Here is a 21,632-nt window from a genome sequence, read left to right as displayed (position 1 = left end):
TTAACCATATGCAGTCGTTTAGAATTATCACTCCGCAAATTGGCGAACCGTTTACCATCGGTCGCAAGCCAGATAATTCTCTGGTGCTCGACAACCCGATGGTTTCGCGCTACCATGCGGTGCTGGAATTCGAAGACAAACATTGGAACCTGAAGAACCTCACGCAGAACAGCGTGACTCAAGTCAACGGGAATGATGTCGAATCGGCCGTGCTTGAAGATGGCGATACCATTCAGATTGGCCCGATGCAGCTCCGCGCCACCCTCAAGCGCGGGCACTTGCAGCTTTTGCTGATGGAATCGGTCGAGCGCGACCTGGTGCAAACCAAGAGCCTGAATGACGCTTGGGAATCTCTCGATAGCCTGCACATGGATATTCCCGAAGGCACCAGCGCAAGACTCCATGCCGGAAAAGCCGAAATCAGCTTTAAGGACAAGATTGTCAATACGCAAGGGAAATCCACCCGCTTGATTCAGCTGGAAGAAGGCCGAATGATTCGCCTGCCGGGCTGCACCATGAGCTACGCGCAGGGCGAACTCACTTGCAAGAACTTGCCTCTCGGATTCGATGTCGAAATCGAGAACCTGGACGTATTCGCCGGAAAAAAGCAATTGCTTTCGGGCATTGACTTTAAACTGCACGCCGGAGAAATTCTTGCGATTATCGGGCGTTCGGGCCAGGGCAAGTCTACCCTTTTGCGCTTGTTGCAAGGCAAGCATAAAAGCGGTCAAGATTCCTTTGTGAGCATCGGGAAACTCGATTACCGCAACGAAGAAATCCGAAAGCATATCGCCTTCCTGGAGCAGGATCCGGAACTGCGCCGCGACTTGACCGTTAAAGAAACGCTCTTGGACGGCGCAAGAGTCGGAATGTCCAAGCTCGATTTCAAGCGCAACGCGAACGGGCGACTGGAAAAGTTCAGCGAACTTTTCGGGCTGAGCGCGCGGCTCGACAACCCCATTCGCACGCTCAGCGGCGGCGAATGCCGCCGGGTCGCCCTGGCCAAGGAACTCATGGGAAATCCGGGCCTGATTGTGCTCGACGAGCCGCTTTCTGGCCTCGACCCATACAACTCCAAGATTCTCTGCACGCATTTAAAGCAGCTCGCCTTCCTCGGGCACACGATTATCCTGACCACGCACAGCTACGAAGCGCTGGAAATCGCCGACAAGGTTCTCGTGCTGCACCAGGGCAAGCAGGCATTCTACGGCACCCCGAAAGAAGCTTACCGCTACTTCGACAGCGAAGACCCCGAAACGATCCTCACGAACCTGAACGACGACACCGCCTCCAACTGGCAAACCATTCTGCAGAACCGCGTCGGCGCCGTCAGAAGCACCTCGGCTCTCGAAGCGCTGGTTCCCAGCTTTTTCCCCAAGACCAACCTGTCGCCCGTTTTCTTGTACAAGATTTCAATTACCGCAAAGCAGTGGTTCAGGGACAAAGGCAAGTTCCTCACGCTCCTCTTGCAGCCGCTGATTATCGGTTTCTTGTTCTCTCAAATATTCTCGGACGCCACATCGCTTTGGATTGTCGCGTTTGCAATCATCCTCTCGGCAAACTGGCTTTCGCTTTCACTCTCGATCCGAGAAATCGTACAGGAAAAAGAAATCCTGCAGGCGGAATTCCGCAAGGGAGTCCCGATTCTCCCGACTATTTTCGCCAAGGCGATTCTCCCTACAACGGTCGCCTTTATCCAGACTTTTATCGTATTCGCCTTTGTCGGATTCCGCACGCATATCTGGCCCTCTCCCCTGCCACTTTTGGCTGTAATCTTGCTGATGGTTCTCCCGCCTGTAGCCGTAGGCCTTGCCGTAAGTTCGCTTTCCAAAAATGCCGGGCAGGCAAACGCCATGCTACCGCTTTTAATTATTCCGCAGGTTGCCTTGGCCGGAGCCCTGGTGCCCTTGGACCAGATGCAAGCTATCGGGCGCATTCTTTCGACGGTGATTTGGTCCCGTTACAACCAGGCAAGCCTTTTAAACCTGCTCCTAGAGCGCAAAGACGCTATCGAAAACACAATTCTTGCCCTCGTAATCACATTATGTTTTTATATTGTGGTTGCAATAAAACTAAACTGGTCTAAGAAAGCAAAATGATCGCCCCGCAAAAGTCTGAAGCATTTCCGCGTCCCTTTAATGAAAACTATGATCTCATTGGCACCCTCGGTAAAGGGGGCATGGGAAACGTATACAAGGCCATAGACAAGCGCCTTGGCCGCGTGGTTGCATTCAAGATTTTGGACGCCTCTTCCGATGAAGAAGCGATCAAGCGTTTCTACATGGAAGCGCAGGCCATGAAAGAACTGGACCACCAGAATATTGTTCATGTATTCGACTTCGGTCAGCAGAACAACCAGCTCTTTATCGCCATGACCTATGTGGAAGGCACGAACCTCGCTGACATTCTCCACAACAAGGAACAGCTTTCGTTCGAAGCCATCGAAGTCATTATCCGCCAGATTGCCCGCGGTCTTCTCTCTGCCCACAACAAGGGAATTGTCCACCGCGACGTCAAACCCTCGAACATCATGCTCACGCGCGACAACCGCGTGTTCATCATGGACTTCGGCATTTCTTACATCCAGGAAATGGAAAAGGATCGACTCACGCGCACGGGCATGACCATGGGTACGCCCGAATACATGAGCCCTGAACAATGCCACGGTGACAACGTGACCATTCAGTCTGACATTTACAGCATGGGCGTGATTCTTTACGAAATGACCTGCGGACGACTCCCGTTCGAAGGTAACCGCCCGGTAGAAATTGCCCTGAAGCACGTTCAGGAACAGCCGCCTGCACCGGAACTTTTCCGCAAGGACATGCCTCCTGGACTTTCTCAGCTGATTCTCAAGTGCCTCAAGAAAAAACTGAACGAACGCTTCCACGACATGCAGGAATTCCTGGACGCTTGCGACCAGGTGTTCCCCACCGAAAAGACGGCACCGCAGCGCCCCACCATGGGCCACACGCCGCTCCGCCGCCGCACGGCATCGATTGCCGAAATGGCAAACATCATCACGCCGCGCGCCCGCATGCTTCAAAAGAAGCTTACGGCCCTCGCCATTTTCATTTTCCCGCTCATCATCATGCTCTTGATTTTGCTGATGCTGACGCACAAGCCCGAAAGCACCTTGCGCGAGCTGGAATGGAGCGAAGCTCTTGGCAATTACGAGACCAAGGCTCTCGAAATTGACGAAAGCAACGGCTACCCGCTCAAGAACTTGAACGACAACGATTTTAAGACGGCATGGCTCTATACGATGCCGCAAAAGCCGCAGAATCCGGTACTTACGCTCTACTTTGACGGCAACGCCATCGTGACGCACTTCGGCATCGCCATCGGTTACCAGAAATCCGTAGACGACGCCTTCGGCGACCGTTTCCGCATTTTCAAGAAGCCGAAGATCGTAACGCTCGAAACCAAGGACGGCTTCAAGCAGAAAATCAAGCTTGAAAACATCCGCGGAATGCAGTACCCGAATATTCAGGCCATGGAAACCAGCGAACTCAAGGTTTATCTTGATGACGTCTACGAAGGAGAAAACGAAGACTTCGCCATTTCTGAAATTCGCCTCTTGGGCATGGAACTGCCCTAGTCCAAGATTTTTTTTTAGATCATTCCTAGATAACCCGCATGCAAAAAACATTTGCAGGCGTTTTGAACTATTCATTTCTAAGGATTGATTTATGGAAAACAACAAGCCCAAAGGCAACTACATCGAAACTCTCGCTTCGGCCTATTTAAGCCGCGAAGGCTACCAGGTTATCGCCCGCAATTACGCCTACATGGGCGGTGAATTGGACATTGTCGCCCGCGATGGAGACACACTCGTCTTTGTAGAAGTCAAGTCCGTATGGAACAACCAGCAAGGCAATCCGGCCGCCCGCGTAAACGCCCTGAAGCAAAAGAAAATCTGGAAGACAGCGTGCCATTTTCTAGCCACCCAGAAAGAGCATGCGCCTAAGGGATTTGACACCCCCTGTCGATTCGATGTGTTGACTGCGAGAGTCTACCAAAAGCCGCTGCAATTCATGCATTACAAGAATGCCTTCGAAGGCTCGCAAGTCATACCGCAAGTATAATGACTGATGTGCGATGAGTGATGTGTGATTTTTCATTCCACATCACACATTCCACATTGCACTATTCTACTTCGTCGAGCAAGACAGCGGGAATATCCGTCATATCACGGAACTTGACGCAGTCCGTCAGAATGCAGTCGGCACCGCAAACGTAAGCGGTCGCCAAGCGCATGGATTCTTCGGTCGAAAGATTCTTCGCCGCAAACTCGGCCGCCTTCACGGCAATCTCACCCGTGACCTCGCAGGCCTTGACATTGCGGGAATGCTCGAAGAATTCGCGGTACTGGCGCGACAACAAGCCCTCGCCCGCAGCAAAGGCTTTCTTTGAAATTTCAAACAAGGTAACGTTTGAAACGAGAACCGTCAAATTGTTTTCGTAGGCAAAGTCAAGAACCGAAGACACGACCGGATAGTAATCCGGGTGCATCTGCAGCAAGCGCACGACCGCGCCTGTATCCAGAAAGAGGACTCTCGACTTTTCAAGCGCCTTATTCATAGATTTCCATGTAGGCGATATCTTCGCGCATGCCGGCACGAACCATCTTGAATCGCTGGGCATTCGGATAGAAGTACCAGATCATCCACTCGCCCGCCATATCGGTACGCTTAGTCTTGATGGCAATGGGCTTTTCGCCGTTATAGAAGTCGCGCTTGTGCGGAATCACGTGTTCGAACGGACGGTAAGTATGAACGTCATCGCCAGCGGCGCGTTCAATGAATCCGTTGCCGCCCTTACTCCAGGTAATGGTCACGACACCGTTGTCGTCCTTGACTTTTTCGCAGCTGTCGAAGCCGCTCCCGCACCACAGGTACTTCTTGTACTTGAAGCTCTGTTCGGGCATGTTGAAGGTTTCCACCGTGCGGCGGTTACCCTTGTAGTTGTTATATTCGCCTTCCAGTTTGTACTTGCCGGAATTATATTCGTTGCAACCACGCTGGGCAACCCTCACCTTACGATCCGCAATGGCGATATCAACCGTACAGCCTTCTTCGGAATAAGTCAAGCGGGCATGTCCGTTAGCTTCGCGGAGTTCCAGGTTGCTGGCTTCGAGTTCTGCACGGTAGCCGAAGGGGCCGTTCTGAATGACAAACGAGAAATAGCGAGGATTGGTCGGAGACTTCTTGAGGAACACGCTACCGGTAGACGAAGCGTATTCACCACTCAGGTCTATGGATGCCTGTTGGAACCTGGCAAGGTCTGCGCGCTTGACCCAGACTTCGCCAAGTTTACACTGGATAGGCACAAAACGCGGCGGTTCCTTGGGTTCGACCTTTTCCCAAATGGTAACACGACGTTTTTTCACCTTGTATTTGGGGCGGCCCTTTTTGTCTTTTTTGACATTGCCCTTGCGGTCCTTGACTTCAATCGAGTCCTTAACGACAATCACCTTTTTGACGGAATCCATCGGGGGAGGAAGTTCCCTAATCTGGTCTGTGAAAACAAGTGAACCTGCAGGTGTATTTTCGTCGATACCGGTTGCGGTTTTCTTATAAACTGTCAAAGTTTCCTGAGCAAACGAAAGTGAGCAACAGAGAGAAATCAAAATCGTAAAAAATGGGATTTTTTTCAAAACAAAACCTCTTTGTGGGAGTAAAGTTAACTTTTTATATGAAAAAAGGGTTAAAAAATGATTAGGGAAAGAAATTTTTACTAAAATTAGTCTCGTGGAATATATAAAGGAGTTCCTTTTATGAAGAAGATGTTTATCGCCTCTTGCATTATGGCAGCAGCCGTGTTTGCTGCTCCGGCAGCAAAGGCCCCTGCAGCAGCCCCCGCCGCTGCAGCCCCGGCAAAAACTGCTGAACCTGCAGCCGCTCCGGCTAAGACTGAAGCCAAGGCCGAACAGCCGAAGGCTGAAGCTAAGGCCGCTGCTCCGGCCAAGGCTGAAGCTAAGGCCGCTGCTCCCGCCAAGGCCGAAGCCAAGACAGAACAGCCGAAGGCTGACGCCAAGGCAGCCGCTCCGGCTAAGACCGAAGCCAAGGCAGAACAGCCAAAGGCTGACGCCAAGGCTGCCGAACCCGCCAAGGCTGAAGCAAAGCCTGCTGCAGAAGCGAAGGCTGAACAGCCGAAGGCCGATGCAAAGGCTGAAGAACCGAAGGCCGCCGAAGCCCCGAAGGCTGAAGCCAAGGCCGAACAGCCCAAGGAAGAAGCCAAGGCTGAAGAAGTGAAGCCCGCCGAAACCCCGAAGGCTGAAGCTAAGGCTGAACCGAAGAAGGAAGAAGCCAAGGCCGAAGTAAAGGCTGAAGAAGCCGCTCCGGCAGCCGAAGTCGCCGCCGCTGAACCGGCAAAGAAGCCGGCCAAGAAGAAAAAGCGCAAAAAGAAAAAAATGATCCAGAACGCCGTGATGTCGGCTAACCAGATCAACTTCGACATCAACGCTGACTTCGAACTCGAAGCCGGCAAGGTTCTCTGGACCAGCGAAGACGACGAAATGGGCGACAACTTCGAAACGTGGAATGGCGAAGCCAACTTTGCCGTGCTCGCCGAAGCCGAAGATTTCAAGGGCAAGATTGCAGTTGCATTCTACCCCGCTGACCTCAGGTCTGACGACAACATGGACAAGATGACCAAGAAGGCCGAACTCCGCGAAGGTACCCGCCAGTACGGTGACGACTACTATTCTCTGGACGAAGCATGGGCCATGCAGGAAACTGACCTGTTCACCTTCAAGGTCGGTCGTTGGGACAACACCGACAAGAGCGGTGACTACTTCGGTGGTTACATCGATGGTTACCTGGCCGGCTTCCTTTCCACCCAGCCGTCTGAAAACCAGTTGATGTTCGGTTTCACTCCGTCTGAAAACATGTCCGGTTTCATTTCCTTGATCAGCAAGTCTGAAAACCTCAACAAGGGTGACCTGCGTGCTGCATTCAACTTCCACAACCTCGCCGGCATTTCTGCCCTCAAGGTTCAGCTCGCTTACCGTAGCAACATGTTCGACGTCGTTTACGACAGCAAGGCCGACATCAAGCACAACGCTTCTTTGAAGGCTAACTTGCCGATCGTCACCAACACGGTGGACATCTTCGCAGAAGCAGCCCTCATGGACATGGCCGATGACCTCGTGATTCCTGTTACCGGCGGTGTCGCAATCTACACTCCGGTTGTCGACAGAATCCTTGTCGAAGCCGAATACGTTGGCGACCGTCATGAACACCGCGACTTCTGGGGCATGAACAAGAAGCCCAAGCACATCAAGGATGTCTTGGCAGCTCTCTACCTCGAAAAGGCCTTCACCAGCCGCTTCAGCCTGTCTGCAGGTCTCCACAGCTACGGCTGCACCAAGGACTACACCATCTCGGGTAACTTGGTTGGCCGTATTAACTAGGCTAAAAAACAGACCATTAAAAAACGGCCCGCTTCAAAAGCGGGTCGTTTTTTTTAAATCCAAATTGGAATATTACAAGCCTTTGCGTTCCAGGTCAAGCAAAAGGGACTGCAAAGAGTCTTCAACGGTGGTGCGGAAATTAGCCGAACCGAGACTGCAGGATGCAACGACATCGGCCCCTTTAGTAATGCGGATTACAGCAAAGCCGCCTTCGTTCGTAAAAGAAACACCTAGACCCTTATTTAAGGCTTTTTCCAAAAGATCGCGCATAAAAACTCCTTTTTAACGCTAGAAACATCATTACCCTTAAATTAGGCTTTTTCTAACAAAAAAACAAGAACTTTTTTGGATTTATTTGGATAAAACGCGATTTTTGGGAGTATATTAAGGATATGTATGACTTTCACCTTCATTTGGCACGGCTTCCGCAGCCGACAACGCTAGCCCGGACCTTATCGGAACGGGGGTTGCATTTCAATGCAATCGCTTGCGAGCCCTATGAATGGGAAATTCTCCAGAAGATGAGCGCCTCGCTTTTCGAAGGATCCACCCGCAGTTACGGCATTCATCCGATGGCTATTGCCGACGTGACGGAAGCTGACTGGGAACGTCTGGAATCTCTTCTGGACAACTACCCCGATGCCAATGTCGGTGAATGCGGACTGGACAAGCGCTACGACGGCTACGCCGAAGGCGGCATCCAGGAACAGGCTTTCAGAAGACAAGTCGAACTCGCCCGCAACCTGCACCGCGATCTGCATATTCATTGCGTCGGCGATTACGGGCGCGTTATCAAGATTCTCGAGGAATGCGGTTATCCCGGCAAGAAATCGAATATCAAGTCTCGCCAAAGAGCCCCGAAAATCCACGTGACGTTCCACCGCTTTGGCGGCGACATTTCGATTGTAAAAGCCGCGCAGGAACTCAATCCGATTTTCTCGCTGCACCTCGATTCCTTCCATAAGAAATCGACACTTGCCGCCATTCCGCAGATTCCTGCTGAACAAATCCGTTTCGAAACCGATGCAGACGAAACATTCTGCACGGCAAATCTGCTCAAGAACGAATCCGTCGATAAAATTGCGAAAGCCTTGATTGAGCAATTGAAAGAAACGGAACAACTCGTTCGCTAAATCTCGTTCACTAGTTCGTCTGAGCCGGCGAATTCGTACTCTTCACGACCACAGACTCGGCCTTAATCACCGCAAACGCTCGGAATTCCTTGAGCGCCTTTTCGGCGAGTTCTATAGCATTTCCCTTACCGAGTTCAATCACGACTTGCAGCGGCGAGCCGCCCATAATGCGCATGGGGAACTGCGTATTCGCATACATTTCGCTAATGATTCGCGGATCGGGCGGCGGGAATTCCACGAAGGTGGCCGCCAGCATTCCCTTGCGCTGCACCAGGCCTTGAATGCGGAGCCGCCCCGCCAAGAGCCCGATTTCGGTAACCAAGAGTAACATCTTGGCGGCTTCGGGCACGGGCCCGAAACGATCCGCGAGTTCCTGCGCAAGGCCCGCGATTTCGTCGGTATGCGACACGCGAGAAATCCGCTGGTACATCGAGATTCGAGTAAGGCCATCCTGAATGTAGTCTTCGGGCAAGTAGGCGTCTACGCCGAGTTCTACGCGAGGCTGAATCGGCTTTTCGGACGGTCCACCGCGCAGCTGTTCCACCGCCTCGCGCACCAGGCGCACATAAGTTTCAAAGCCCACTTCGGCGATAAAGCCATGCTGTTCCTGGCCGAGCAAGTTACCCGCACCGCGGATTTCCAAGTCGCGCATGGCCAGCTGATAACCGCTACCGAGGTCGGTAAACTGTTCCAACGCCTTCAAGCGGCGCATGGATTCCGGAGAAATTTCATGCTGCGAAGGAATCACCAACAAGGCCTTCGCCAGCACGCTACTGCGGCCCACGCGCCCGCGCATCTGGTAAAGCTGGCTTATGCCAAAGTGATGCGCGTTCATGATGATAATCGTATTCGCGTTCGGAACATCCAAGCCCGATTCAATAATACTCGTGCTCACAAGAATATCGAACTTGCGAGAGATAAAAGCTTCCATCGCATTTTCGAGGTCGCGGTCATTCATCTGCCCGTGGGCAATACCGATGTGCGCTTCAGGCACGAGCTGTTCAATATCGTCGGCCAATTCGTAAATGCTTTGAACGCGGTCGTTCACAATGAACACCTGGCCGCCGCGGGCCAGCTCGTCTTCAATCGCCTGCTTGATGACCATGTCATCGCGCTTCATGAGCTTGGTTTCGACCGGCAAGCGGTTCATGGGCGGCGTATTAATCAACGAAATATCGCGCACGCCCGTCATGCTCAAATGCAACGAGCGCGGAATCGGCGTGGCACTCATACTGAGCGTATCGACAGCAAGGCGCATTTCACGCAGTTTTTCCTTCTGCTTCACGCCGAATTTCTGTTCTTCGTCGATGATTAGAAGGCCCAAATCCTTGAACTGGTTCTTTTCAGAAAGCAGGCTATGCGTACCGACCAGAATGTCGACCTTGCCTTCGCTCACCTGCTTGAAAATTTCCTTCTTTTCCTTGGCACTCTTGTAGCGGTTCACCAGCGCGATATTCACGCCGAAACCGGCAAAGCGGTCCATGAAGTTTTCATAGTGCTGGGCCGCCAGAATCGTCGTCGGCACCAAGAGCACCACCTGCTTCTTGCTCACCACGCACTTGAAAGCCGCACGCATGGCAACTTCGGTCTTTCCAAAGCCCACGTCGCCACAAATCAGGCGGTCCATCGGGCGGCGCGATTCCATGTCGCGCTTGATATCTTCGGTAGCCTTCACCTGGTCGGGCGTCGGTTCGTAATCAAAGGCGTCTTCAAATTCTTTTTGCAACTTACCATCGGGCGGGAAATCAAAGCCTTCCACCAATTCGCGCTTGGCGTAAAGTTCCACCAGTTCGCGCGCAATCTGAATAACCTTCTTCTTGACGCGTTCCTTGAGGTTTTCCCAAGCCTTGCCGCCCAGGCGATCAAGCTTGGGAGGATTCTCCTGCGTATCGAGGCGTTCAATCTTCTGCAAGTCCGCCACAGGGAACTTGAGCTTGTCACCGCCGGCGTATTCCAGCAAGGCGCAGTCCACCATACCGCCATTCACGTTCACGCGTACAAGCCCTAAGTACTTGCCCACGCCATGGTCTTCGTGCGAAACAAAATCGCCGCGGTTCAGGGATTCAATCATCAGGGCGCTGGAAACAGAGCCTGCGATTTTGCGTTTGCGGGTCTTGTTCGAATGGCGATTGAAAATGCGGGTCTCGGTCAAGAAGGCGATTCCGTCGTCTTCGAGCCAGAAACCTTCGGACATGTTGCCGACAATGTAGTCTTCGACCGGCAAGCCTTCAAGCATCTGCTTGATTCGCCCAAGCGCACCCGCCGTCGGGGCAACCACGTAAACGGTTCCGCCTCGAGCGGCAAATTCCTCGATTTCCTTGGCGACCGAATCCGTGCCGTTCGACGAGAAATCTTGCGGTTTGCAATTCAGTTCGTGACTGTTGCCGTCATTGAGCTGCACGCGGGAAACATCCATGGAGGTGCGGCCCACAAACTGTCGCGAGAGCTCGCCCATCTTGAACCAAGTATGCGCCGGGTCCACCGCCTCGGTATCGACTTCGCGGACTTCCCTGAAGGTGTTTTCGCAGTTCAAGTAATACTTGGAAGCCGTTTCTGACAGCAGCGACAATTCTTCGAACACCAGCGAGGCATTCGGCAAATAATCAAGCAAGCTGGAATTCAGCGTCTGGTAACGCCCGCGGTGCCACCAGAGCCCCGAAAGGTCGCCGTTATAGCAAGCAGCTTCATGTTCCTTGACCGTAAACTCGCCCATCGGGAAAAGCTTCACCGACTTCATGGTCTCTACGGAACGCTGCGAGAAAATATCGAAGCTACGGATCGATTCAATCTCGTCGCCAAAGAATTCGATACGGATCGGATGCGGGTACAGAAGGCAGTTCACGTCGACAATGCAGCCGCGAATGGAAAACTCCCCCACGCCCGAAACCACGGGCTGTTCCACAAAGCCGTGATCCAAAAACCAGGGGCGTAGCGACGAAGGTTCGGCAACGCCACCCACCTTGAGTTCAAGGCAATCCTTCATCACCGTATGCGGTGCCGGGAGCCGCATCAAGAACGAATCCAGCGGACAGACCGTAATAAACGGGTTTTCGCCTTCTACATCGCGGAAAAACTTGAGGCGTTCTTCGACAACGCCTTCGAACGGCACCTTCTTTTCGTAAGGTTTCAAGCCAATCGAAGGGAAAAACCGGACAGAATCTTCGCCCAAAAGCCCTTCCAGATTCTCGACCCAGTTCTCGGCACTCTTGTAGTCCTTCGCCACCACCAGAATCGGCTTTAGCTTTTTAAGGAAGCGCGTCGCCACCATCATGGCAGCCGCCGGAACAGTCGCCCCGTTTACATGAATCGCGCCCCCTTCAGCCTTGCTGAAGAGGTTAAGCGTTTCAGAACGTGCAAATGTTATGAATTCAGAAAGGGATTCTACCACGCCCGCAAAGATAGAATATTTATCATTTCTTTATGCAGCGTATGGCAACCTTAGTCACCCTGGCATCTTGACCCTGGCCGGATCCGCCACCCACCTGCATCGACATACTTCCCCAACTTCTGATAGACCCGTCGATATTCCAGAATGCCGCAACAGCAGCTTCGCTACGTTTCGTCATCGGGTCATGACCGTTCTGCATGAAGAAATATTCAAAGCCGGTCGGTTGCACTGCAAGCCCGTAAATATCCTCGGTCGGATTCCAGAAGGCGCTCCCTCCAATCGACTTGATATGAGTGCTATCCACGGATTTCACATACTTGAACAGAGCGTTCCATGATGCGGTATCGGGCAATGTCCAGCCAGACGGGCAAGCATTCTTTGCGACACTGAATCCGTACAATCTTCCGTTTTCGTCGCAAGACGTGGTTCCATCGATACAATCCGAAGAATCCGCCGTGGCGTAATTCAGGTTGTCGAGCATCCAAGTCACCCCGTTGATTTTCAGGGTTCGATACGTTTGGGCTGGCGTCCTGGAATCCGTCAAGGTTTCGGTTACGCCGACCCATTGTTCATCAACGCAAAGACTGTAATTGATGCCATTGAACATCTTGTGGCCTTCTCGGGCAACGGTGCATACACCCATGAATTCACGATAACCGACCTTAGTCCAAGCATTATAGGTACCCGCCTTTTTGCACAGATAATGGTCGTTCTGGTAGGTAATCGTATCGCCAAGGCGCTTGTTACTGCAATAGCCACGAAGGGTATCGATCGTGGACAATTGATGCCAGCCCTTGCCAAGAGCCGCCGAGTCGCAAACGTATTCCTTGTTGTTGTACACGACCTGCTTTGAGGCAATCCTGTAATCGCACTTACCAAAGACCTGCTCGATCGAAGTCGTCGCCGTCCATCCGTAGTTATGGCAAGCGTAGTAAATTCCACCCGGAGTCGTCTTGTAAACGGTAGAATCCTTATAGGTGCATTCACCCAGCGAAGCAACCTGGTCACCCGTTTTTGACCAACCATTCGTTGTACAGATATACCCGTCACCGTCAACCTTGATTACCGTGCCCTGATTCTTCTTGGAGCACACGCCATTTGTCTTTTCAAATTCCTTCAGAATTTCCCAACTGGTGGTCTTGCACGCGTATTCCTTGTCGGCGTATTCCACAATTTTTCCCCATTGGCTAGAATCGCACTTGGGCAGCGCCTCGTAATAATCCATCAGCTTCCATTGGCTCTTGGTGCACTTGTACTTTTCAGGACCTCCCTTACTCTCAATATCGCCTTCTCGATTTGATTTGCAAACCCCGAACAGCACATCAAAATGAGAAATGGGAATCCAAATGGAATCGCAGATATAATATATAGTTGTAAATCCCGGTATCGAGTCTATTCTACCTTTATAAGTATCTGTGCAAATTCCAATGGTTTCATCAAGTTCCGAGATGTAGTCCCATATGGACCTGTTGCAATAGAACTTCGTTCCAGCAACATCGATAATCTTGTCTTGTTTAGCGGCAGTGCACTCACCACCTATATCTTTGGGCTTTACATAGCGCCACGACAGGCTATCGCAAATGCGAACCGACTTGCTCTTGGTCGTGTCGATCTTGCCCTGAAGAGCGGCCGTGCAAATTCCCAATTCCGCTTCGATTTCAGAGAGCTTATCCCAAGACGAATCGCGACAAATGTACTTGTCGCCGCCGTAAGGCAAAATCTTGTTTTCGATTTTCGGAACACAATCGCCCAAGTAATCGTGCTTGGTCGCAGTGCGCCAGGACTTTTCGTCGCAAATATATGCGACATCGCTTTCGGTGGTGTCAATAACGCCCTGTTTCTTGGGAGAGCAAATACCGATTTCGCTTTCCAGCTTTGTAAAGGTATCCCACACGCCCTTTCGGCAAACGTAGCGAATTTCATGCAGCTTGCGTTCCTTGAATTCGGTGGTGCTGTCGCATTCACCCATGTAGTCGCTCAGGCGCGCCGTACGCCAGCCCGTAGAATCGCAGGTGTAAAACGCGTACGAATCGTAAGGCCTGACTTCGTTCGAATAATAATTGGACTGCGTCGACGAAGTCGTCGTTTCGAGTGAATCGAGAGTCCCGATCATGCTGGGCCTGCAATAGCCCAGTTTCAGTTCCAGATTCTTGAGCGCACGCCAATCGCCATCTTCGCAAGCGTACAAATCGCCGTTGAACAAGTAGGTAGTGCGGTCGTTTTTGTCGGTACATTCGTCCTTGGAATCCGAGATATCGGCAACCTGCCATTCACGGAACTTGCAGATATACATGGTGTCGTTGTATACGGCAGACATCCCGTTTTCGGCACTGCTACAGTTATTCGTAAAATCGTCCACCCAGCGCGTGCCGGAGCACTTGTAGTTGGTCTTTTCGCTCATGACAAAGAACGGCTGCAGGGTGTTGCGGCTTACAGAATCGCAATGCGGAAGATCTTCGACCGTCGCAACGAGGTAGGTGTACTTTACGCAGCGCAGCTGGTAAAAGTTTTCTTCATCCGCCTTCCTGAACGAAACCGAGCGGCCCTTGACAACGGCAACTGAGCTGTCGCCCGCCAGGTAGTAGCCCGCCTTGTCCAAGTCCGTACAGGCGACCCCGTGCAAGCCCTCGTAGCAATAACCGCCCATCGAAAATCCGAACGAAGAAGCGACTTCGGGGTACTTGGAAATGTAAGCCATGGTTTTGGACCAGTCATCCTTGGTCGGAACCGAGAATCCGCTCGGGCAGCGGCCATAACCCGGGTGATACATACGACCGTACGCATAGCAGTTATCGGGGTCGTCATCGTAACACATGGTATTACCGTAAGAGCCGCTTTCGGTGGCATTGTCCTCTAGCCAGATGTACATGCCGAACTGGACCGTATTCAAGTAAGAACCGATGCTGGAATCGTAGATCTTATCCTTGGTAATCGTCGCGTCAGAAACCTTGTTGTCGACGCCGGCTTCTTTTGCCGGGTGAACATCGCCTTCGGAATCGTCAGGTGCACCGGAACTGCTGGAATCACCTCCGCAAGCAGAGACCAAAACGCACGTACACGCAAATAAAAGCGCAAAAAGACTCGTGGTCTTTTGAAAAGCTCTCATGTTATCCTCGTTCGTATTTAGAAAAGCGTTTAATAACGTTTTCCGCCCTTTATCTGTAAAAATAAGATAGAAACACACAATCGCTTTGTCAAAAAGTTTACAAAGGGGAATGCATTGATGTTATCTAATTTGACAAATCTTTGAAAAAGGGCGATATATTTGTATATTTGTGAACAAACAGCACCGAATGTGCTTTGGTTTGCCTCGAATAAAGCTATACGCTTTATTCTCGCCCCTTCGGGGCCTTGCGCTCACTTAGTGAGCTTAAGGGCTTAAACGCTCCTTATAGTCGCGTTTAATCGACAGGTCTCAACCAGAGCACCCCCGGTGCGAAGCACACGGGGGTGCTCTGGTTTCGACAGGGTTACCGAAGTGTTAGTTGCAAGCCGAGGTCTCAGACGAGGGCACTCGTAAAAAAGTCTGAAAAAAAATAAGTGCTGACGAAAACTACGCACTCGCTGCCTAATTAGCGGCAACGCCGGGCCTCATTCCGCTCCCATCGGGGTGTACGTCCGGACGCAATATGGGATAGGATTCTTGCATGCCTGGGGCTAGAGTCCGAGATTCACTAGGCTGGTCAAAGTCCGCGCCGACCTTCTTGGGCGTAGATCAGACGAGACCTTAAATACGAAGGGAAAGCTTGTAGGAACGTGCATGGACGTGATTTTGGACAGGGGTTCGACTCCCCTCACCTCCAGAACAAAGAAAGGAACTCTTCAAGAGTTCCTTTCTTTTTATACGGGTTTATGGAATGGATTAGTCGAATGAACCACCTGTAAGGACATTAGGTGTATCCGCATCATCTTGTTTTGCGGTTGAGCTCCCCTGCAAAAGAGATGTTTTGACGACATATTCAAACACATCCATTTGAGGAACGACATATTCTTTTTTCTTTTCCATATTTTTTTCTTTATCCTTCTTCTTCAATTCCGTAATCGTCCTTTTCAGCCGGATCACCACAATTGCTTAAACACAATAGCAAGTCATCCTGATGTCCCATTTCAACGATTTCCATCTTTGGAGCGGTGTATTCTTTTTTCATTGTTTCTCCTATTTCCTTATAACTTTTTTCCCATAATAAGCCTTGTGAACGTTGGGCTTGCCATTCAGCTTGCGACCCTTGATGTCATAGCTGGGTAGCATCTTAAATTCGCCTGTACGCGTGTTGTAGCGTCCGATAACGGTGGTATTCTCGCCGTTTTCGTCATCGTCTTCAACGATATCGAATTCGTCAGGAATATCCATCGGAGCAATATACTCGTAAGTGTATGCTGAGCCATTCAGGCTCGGCCTTCCGCTAGCCTGCTTCGGCTCAGGCTTCAGCAAGTAAGCTCGCAAAGGTTTAACACTCACATTCGAACCAGCCTTCACAAACTGATTGTCCTTAAAGCCGTACACAAGAGGATCTCCATCGGGCCATTCATGATAAGCGAGCGTTCCGATGAATTTCCAGTTACAGTTCTCAGCCATCGCGATGGGTTCAACGGTCTTTTTCAGCGTCACGCCACCGCGGATACCCAGAGTTGCATCATCCATCACCACCAGGTAAGGCGAATTTGCACTGATGTCAATATCACGACCAATAGAATCCGTTGTCCAAACGCGTTTCATACGAACAACCCAGGATTCATCTTCTTTCTGCTTGAAGCCGTTGAAACGAAGCACCTTCTGAGCGCCCGTAAGACTATCAGCCTTGAAGTCCGCCGGGAACACAATCGTGGAATACACATCCGTAGTGAACTTGCGAGCGAAATTGATCGAATCGACATCAACGTCTTCAAGAATGTTAAGAGAAGCAGTCATGTCGTCATCCTTAACCAAAGCCAGTTTATGGACCTTTTCAGATTCTGTCCAGAAATGGGCGTCATCGTAAACAACCGATACGGAGCCTCCGACAGAAAGGGATTTCAAGAGCTCCACTTTCAAATCAAGACCTGCTGCATTATCAGTTTCACCGGATTCAAAATCAATCCTCAAGAGAGCTGTATTTGAATAGGTGCCAATATCTACAGGCTTACCATCTGCAGAGCCTTCGTAAGTGTAGAATTCTTTTCCAACAAAAACCGCATGTGCATAGATGGAAAGTTTATCCCCTTCTCGAGCGGCAACGGTTCCAGACACCTTCAATCCACCCCAATTCGAGGCGCCATTAGCAACCGTAATGTTCAGTTTGCCCTGAACGTTATGGCTATAATTTCCATCCTTGCCGCCATCGTCATACACCTTGAACGAGGCCACGTTTTCAGGTATATAGACATCGGTCATCCCGGTTTTCGGCACATTCACGTAAAGATCGTTCACCGCAGAGAACTTCGGCGTAACAGTCACAGAATTTGCCGGCATCGAGAACGTGACAACATTTTCAGATACACCAGAATACCAATGGATATCCTTGCCCAAGGCAATTGAATTCCCATCAGCATCTTCGACGGATACGCCATCGAAAAGATAACCTTCTTCAGCGGTAGCAGTCAAGGTAACAGTTTCTCCCGAAGAAGCAATTTCCTTGTCACTCGTCATAGCACCACCCGTGACCTTAGCAATATTAATCGTCAAACGAACAAGTGTTACCGTTAAGTCAAGACCGCTCATTACAGAAACACCATCGGAATAGAAGAACAAGGTCAAATTACGACCTGAACTGCGAACCGTTCCAACATTTGCCGACCCAGTAATCTGATTACGCACAATATTGGCATTTTTATCGGCACCATCGTAAACATTCAAATAATCATAAATTTTTGTCTCAGAATACGGATTCTCGGTAACCAAAGTTCCGCTCAATTCCAAAGCATAGCCCTCGGGCGCAGTCAGTACAAGCATACCATTGCAATAATTGCTGTAGGCATTGTCCTTGCCACCATCGTCATATACCTTGAACGACTTCACATTTGCAGGAATCTCGGCGTTAATCGTTCCTGTTACAGGCATATTGATGTAAAGTCCATCATCTCCTGTTGCAGTCAAGTTATTCGTAAAGGTCGGGGTGACAGTTACAGATTTTCCCGGCATGACGAAGCTTGCGTTAGCACCAGAATACCAGCCGCCATTGACAACAACCTTATTGTTGGAAGCATCCTTGACATCAATATCCCTAATCAAATAACCAGTCGTATAAACCCAAGATAGATTGACAATTGAATCCTTGGCCGCCTTCTTTACGCTACTCGAAACACGACCATTTGCAGCATCAGCAATCGCAATAACGTAGGTAATCGGTTCAACAGAAACCTTCAAGTTGAACCCCGAATAAACTACCGTACCATCCGACTTGAAACGGAAAGTCAAACTTTCTCCGGAACTTGTTATTGTGGGAATACTATATGATGAGCCCTTAGTCGTACTAGTTCCACCGAACAACTTGGTTGCACTTGTATTTTTTCCATCAAAAATGTAAAGAGAATCACATCCCGTTTCTAATGCAATCGTACCAGTCACGACTAGATAGAAACCTGTTGGAGCATTAAGAGTCAAAGTATCCTTACTAGAGTTTTCATACCTACCATTTTTGCCGCCATTATCGTACAAATTGAACGATTTAATTCCGCTCGGAATATTTACATCCGCCCTTACGTTCCTTGGCATATCGAGATGCATTCCGCCTTCAGCTGTCAAATTAGTTGTCCATGTAGGATAGACATCCACATTGCTTGTAGGCATCGTAAATACAGCTCGGTCAAAAGAATGCATTAGAGCAACAGCGCCAGCACCACTGGCAGTGACGTAAGTGGCTTCACTCAACCTATATCCCGATGTCGGAATGCCATTCAGAGAGACTTCAGTTCCATATACAGCCTTTGTTACATTGCTATAGAGTGTTCCACCAGTAACCGACTTAAGCGTAATCGTATAATTAATCTTTTCAAGCGTCACCGTCAGGTCAAGACCTTCATATTCATTACTTCCATCGGACTTAAATCGTAACGTCATATACTCACCGGTGCTAGAAATGCTACCAACACTTGTTTCCGTATTACTTGTAGCACTGGAGGCACCAAACAATTTATATTCATTATCAGTATTCGCTCCATCAAAGACATACAAGGAATCCCATCCCTTTTCTGTCTTTATATTACCAGTCACAGTCAAACGATACCCGGTAGGAGCCTTGAGTACGATGGTGTCGCGACTACTTGATTCATAGTTTTTATCCTTGCCACCATTATCGTAGATCTTAAATGAAGCAACTCCACTCGGAATATTAACCTCGTTCTTCTTATTTCGAACAAAATCGAGATGCAAGCCTCCAGCCGCAGTAAAGGTATTTGTAAATGTCGGAGTAACACTTACATCACTTGCAGGCATTGTAAACACAGCCGTGGTAAACGATGAATTATTGGACTTTATAACATTCTCGGACGCATCCTTAACCGTCACGCCACTAAACATGTAACCGCTATTAGGCGTTGCCGTTAAGGTAATAACATCATTTGTAATTGCAGAATTCTTGCTGCTAACTACAGTGCCACCTGCAGCAGAATTGATAGCAATGGCGAATTTAACAACCTTTACGGTCAAATCGAGGCCGGAAGAGCTATATCCCGTTGCATTAGACTTGAAGACAAGCGTCATGCTCTGTCCGCTGCTCTGGAGCCTACTCAACGATGTATTTGTCGGACCACCCGAAGTCGTACAGTTACTAGTCTTATTTGAAAGCAGCGATGTCGCTGTCGTGCTCGAACCGTTATACACGCTCAGGTTGTCGTTCGCGTTGCAGGTATAGGGATTTGAACTGCCATACTCCCAGTTCGCGTAGCCGGTCCTTATGTCTCCCGTCAACTGGAGAACGTAGCCCGACGGGGCTGTCAGCACGAGCGTATCGTTGACTCCCTTCATATAGTCGTCATTCTTGCCGCCATCGTCATACACCTTGAACGTAGTCACGCCATCCGGAATGGTCAGTGTCGCATTGTGCTTGGCGACCATATCCACGTACTTGTTGCCATTGCCGTCCTCGGCCAAGTCCAGGGCGAGCTTATGCAACTTTACAGTCAAGTTGAGACCGTCAGAGGCGTAACCCGTTCCGTTTGACTTGAAGTTTAACGTCAGGGTATTGCCACGACTAATAATTCGACCCAGAGAGCTGTTTGACGGGCCGCTTGACGCTGTGCAACCGGTCTTCGCCGATACAAGAGCGGTAGCCGAAATGCTGGAACCGTCATACACGCTTAGGTTGTCGTTTGCATTGCAGGTATAGGGATTTGAACTGCCATACTCCCAGTTCGTGTAGCCGGTCTTTACGTTTCCCGTCAACTCGAACACATAGCCCGTCGGAGCCGTCAGCACGAGCGTACCGTTGCTGCTCTTGCTGTAGTCTTTGGAGCTTCCGCCATCGTCATAGACCTTGAACGACTTGACACCGGCAGGGATGCTCGCATTTACCGTACCCGTCTTCGGCATGTCTATGTAAAGACCGCCTGCGGCACTCCAGTCATTCGTATAGGTCGATTTAACAGTCACTTTGCTAGGCGGCATCGTGAAAGTAGCAGTCTTGTTCTTATACCAGCCACCAGAAGCCTTGACCGCATCGCCATTTTCGGCAACGACCTTGATGTCGCTAACCAGGTAACCACTGGAATAGCTGTAGGTGTAATTGACTGTCGCACCAATATTGGCTGTTGTCGGCGAGGACGACGTGACGGAGCCGCCAGCATTCGTATTCTCATACACGATTTGGTTTACGATTGGCACAACTTTCACAGTCAAATCGAGGCCATTAGAAGAATATCCCGTTGCATTAGACTTGAAGACAAGCGTCATGCTCTGTCCGCTGCTCTGGAGCCTACTCAACGATGTATTTGTCGGACCACCCGAAGTCGTACAGTTACTAGTCTTATTTGAAAGCAGCGATGTCGCTGTCGTGCTCGAACCGTTATACACGCTCAGGTTGTCGTTCGCGTTGCAGGTATAGGGATTTGAACTGCCATACTCCCAGTTCGCGTAGCCGGTCCTTATGTCTCCCGTCAACTGGAGAACGTAGCCCGACGGGGCTGTCAGCACGAGCGTATCGTTGACTCCCTTCATATAGTCGTCATTCTTGCCGCCATCGTCATACACCTTGAACGTAGTCACGCCATCCGGAATGGTCAGTGTCGCATTGTGCTTGGCGACCATATCCACGTACTTGTTGCCATTGCCGTCCTCGGCCAAGTCCAGGGCGAGCTTATGCAACTTTACAGTCAAGTTGAGACCGTCAGAGGCGTAACCCGTTCCGTTTGACTTGAAGTTTAACGTCAGGGTATTGCCACGACTAATAATTCGACCCAGAGAGCTGTTTGACGGGCCGCTTGACGCTGTGCAACCGGTCTTCGCCGATACAAGAGCGGTAGCCGAAATGCTGGAACCGTCATACACGCTTAGGTTGTCGTTTGCATTGCAGGTATAGGGATTTGAACTGCCATACTCCCAGTTCGTGTAGCCGGTCTTTACGTTTCCCGTCAACTCGAACACATAGCCCGTCGGAGCCGTCAGCACGAGCGTACCGTTGCTGCTCTTGCTGTAGTCTTTGGAGCTTCCGCCATCGTCATAGACCTTGAACGACTTGACACCGGCAGGGATGCTCGCATTTACCGTACCCGTCTTCGGCAT

General features: G+C 50.5%; 13 protein-coding genes and 1 other RNA gene. 6 read left to right on the top strand and 8 right to left on the bottom strand.

Features of this window, described 5'->3' with window-relative positions; all coding sequences use genetic code 11:
• Positions 1-8: 8 nt before the first annotated feature.
• The 3 genes from B7989_RS09530 (at position 9) to B7989_RS09520 (ending at position 4,088) form a co-directional block, all read left to right on the top strand.
• Positions 9-2,099 carry an ATP-binding cassette domain-containing protein gene (locus B7989_RS09530; protein ID WP_088628279.1) on the top strand — a complete coding sequence of 697 codons (2,091 nt, stop codon included), beginning with the start codon at positions 9-11 and terminating at the stop codon, positions 2,097-2,099.
• A complete protein-coding gene (locus tag B7989_RS09525) occupies positions 2,096-3,601 on the top strand; it encodes a serine/threonine-protein kinase (RefSeq protein ID WP_088628278.1) in 1,506 nt (501 codons plus the stop codon). Before B7989_RS09530 ends, B7989_RS09525 begins: the two co-directional genes overlap by 4 nt.
• Before the next feature lie 91 nt (positions 3,602-3,692).
• Positions 3,693-4,088, top strand: a complete 396-nt coding sequence (locus B7989_RS09520; protein ID WP_088628277.1) for a YraN family protein — start codon at positions 3,693-3,695, stop codon at positions 4,086-4,088.
• Between the two features lie 61 nt (positions 4,089-4,149).
• Here B7989_RS09520 and B7989_RS09515 read toward each other — a convergent pair whose 3' ends face one another.
• Positions 4,150-4,584, bottom strand: coding sequence for a PIN domain-containing protein (locus B7989_RS09515; protein WP_088628276.1), 435 nt, complete (start codon positions 4,582-4,584; stop codon positions 4,150-4,152).
• Positions 4,577-5,632, bottom strand: coding sequence for a hypothetical protein (locus B7989_RS09510; RefSeq protein WP_233144350.1), 1,056 nt, complete (start codon positions 5,630-5,632; stop codon positions 4,577-4,579). Before B7989_RS09510 ends, B7989_RS09515 begins: the two co-directional genes overlap by 8 nt.
• Before the next feature lie 147 nt (positions 5,633-5,779).
• On the opposite strand from B7989_RS09510, the gene B7989_RS09505 reads away from it, so the two are divergent.
• The gene (locus B7989_RS09505) at positions 5,780-7,417 is read left to right on the top strand and encodes a hypothetical protein (protein WP_088628274.1); all 1,638 of its coding nucleotides are present in this window, start codon (positions 5,780-5,782) and stop codon (positions 7,415-7,417) included.
• A gap of 72 nt (positions 7,418-7,489) precedes the next feature.
• Here the strand turns inward: B7989_RS09505 and B7989_RS09500 are convergent, their stop codons facing one another.
• A complete protein-coding gene (locus B7989_RS09500) occupies positions 7,490-7,687 on the bottom strand; it encodes a hypothetical protein (protein WP_088628273.1) in 198 nt (65 codons plus the stop codon).
• A 122-nt stretch (positions 7,688-7,809) separates the two neighbouring features.
• Here B7989_RS09500 and B7989_RS09495 point away from each other — a divergent pair, with 122 nt between their 5' ends.
• Complete coding sequence (locus tag B7989_RS09495; RefSeq protein WP_088628272.1) at positions 7,810-8,550, top strand: TatD family hydrolase; 741 nt, start codon at positions 7,810-7,812, stop codon at positions 8,548-8,550.
• Positions 8,551-8,560: 10 nt separating this feature from the next.
• Here the strand turns inward: B7989_RS09495 and mfd are convergent, their stop codons facing one another.
• Together mfd and B7989_RS09485 are read right to left on the bottom strand one after the other, a co-directional pair.
• The gene (gene mfd, locus B7989_RS09490) at positions 8,561-11,938 is read right to left on the bottom strand and encodes a transcription-repair coupling factor (RefSeq protein ID WP_233144349.1); all 3,378 of its coding nucleotides are present in this window, start codon (positions 11,936-11,938) and stop codon (positions 8,561-8,563) included.
• 22 nt (positions 11,939-11,960) lie between these two features.
• Positions 11,961-15,044: an FISUMP domain-containing protein gene (locus B7989_RS09485; protein ID WP_088628271.1), complete on the bottom strand. Its 3,084-nt coding sequence runs from the start codon at positions 15,042-15,044 to the stop codon at positions 11,961-11,963.
• Between the two features lie 340 nt (positions 15,045-15,384).
• Here B7989_RS09485 and ssrA point away from each other — a divergent pair.
• Positions 15,385-15,744, top strand: a transfer-messenger RNA (tmRNA) gene (gene ssrA / locus B7989_RS09480).
• 56 nt (positions 15,745-15,800) lie between these two features.
• Here ssrA and B7989_RS14000 read toward each other — a convergent pair.
• The 3 genes from B7989_RS14000 to B7989_RS13995 form a co-directional block, all read right to left on the bottom strand.
• Positions 15,801-15,971, bottom strand: coding sequence for a hypothetical protein (locus B7989_RS14000; protein ID WP_158212889.1), 171 nt, complete (start codon positions 15,969-15,971; stop codon positions 15,801-15,803).
• The gene (locus B7989_RS14250) at positions 15,955-16,086 is read right to left on the bottom strand and encodes a hypothetical protein (RefSeq protein ID WP_255406421.1); all 132 of its coding nucleotides are present in this window, start codon (positions 16,084-16,086) and stop codon (positions 15,955-15,957) included. The genes B7989_RS14000 and B7989_RS14250 overlap by 17 nt, the downstream gene beginning before the upstream one ends.
• A gap of 8 nt (positions 16,087-16,094) precedes the next feature.
• On the bottom strand, positions 16,095-21,632 hold a 5,538-nt coding region (locus B7989_RS13995), incomplete at its 5' end, for a hypothetical protein (protein ID WP_088628270.1).

Source organism: Fibrobacter sp. UWB5 (assembly GCF_002210295.1).
GTDB lineage: Bacteria > Fibrobacterota > Fibrobacteria > Fibrobacterales > Fibrobacteraceae > Fibrobacter.
This window is presented reverse-complemented; position numbering and strand designations above follow the sequence as displayed.

Bases quoted from the DNA above. Each gene is read 5' to 3' on its own strand.
- B7989_RS09530 (WP_088628279.1), top strand. From the start codon at position 9: ATGCAGTCGTTTAGAATTATCACTCCGCAAATTGGCGAACCGTTTACC.
- B7989_RS09525 (WP_088628278.1), top strand. From the start codon at position 2,096: ATGATCGCCCCGCAAAAGTCTGAAGCATTTCCGCGTCCCTTTAATGAA.
- B7989_RS09520 (WP_088628277.1), top strand. From the start codon at position 3,693: ATGGAAAACAACAAGCCCAAAGGCAACTACATCGAAACTCTCGCTTCG.
- B7989_RS09515 (WP_088628276.1), bottom strand. From the start codon at position 4,584: ATGAATAAGGCGCTTGAAAAGTCGAGAGTCCTCTTTCTGGATACAGGC.
- B7989_RS09505 (WP_088628274.1), top strand. From the start codon at position 5,780: ATGAAGAAGATGTTTATCGCCTCTTGCATTATGGCAGCAGCCGTGTTT.
- B7989_RS09500 (WP_088628273.1), bottom strand. From the start codon at position 7,687: ATGCGCGATCTTTTGGAAAAAGCCTTAAATAAGGGTCTAGGTGTTTCT.
- B7989_RS09495 (WP_088628272.1), top strand. From the start codon at position 7,810: ATGTATGACTTTCACCTTCATTTGGCACGGCTTCCGCAGCCGACAACG.
- B7989_RS09485 (WP_088628271.1), bottom strand. From the start codon at position 15,044: ATGAGAGCTTTTCAAAAGACCACGAGTCTTTTTGCGCTTTTATTTGCG.
- B7989_RS14250 (WP_255406421.1), bottom strand. From the start codon at position 16,086: ATGAAAAAAGAATACACCGCTCCAAAGATGGAAATCGTTGAAATGGGA.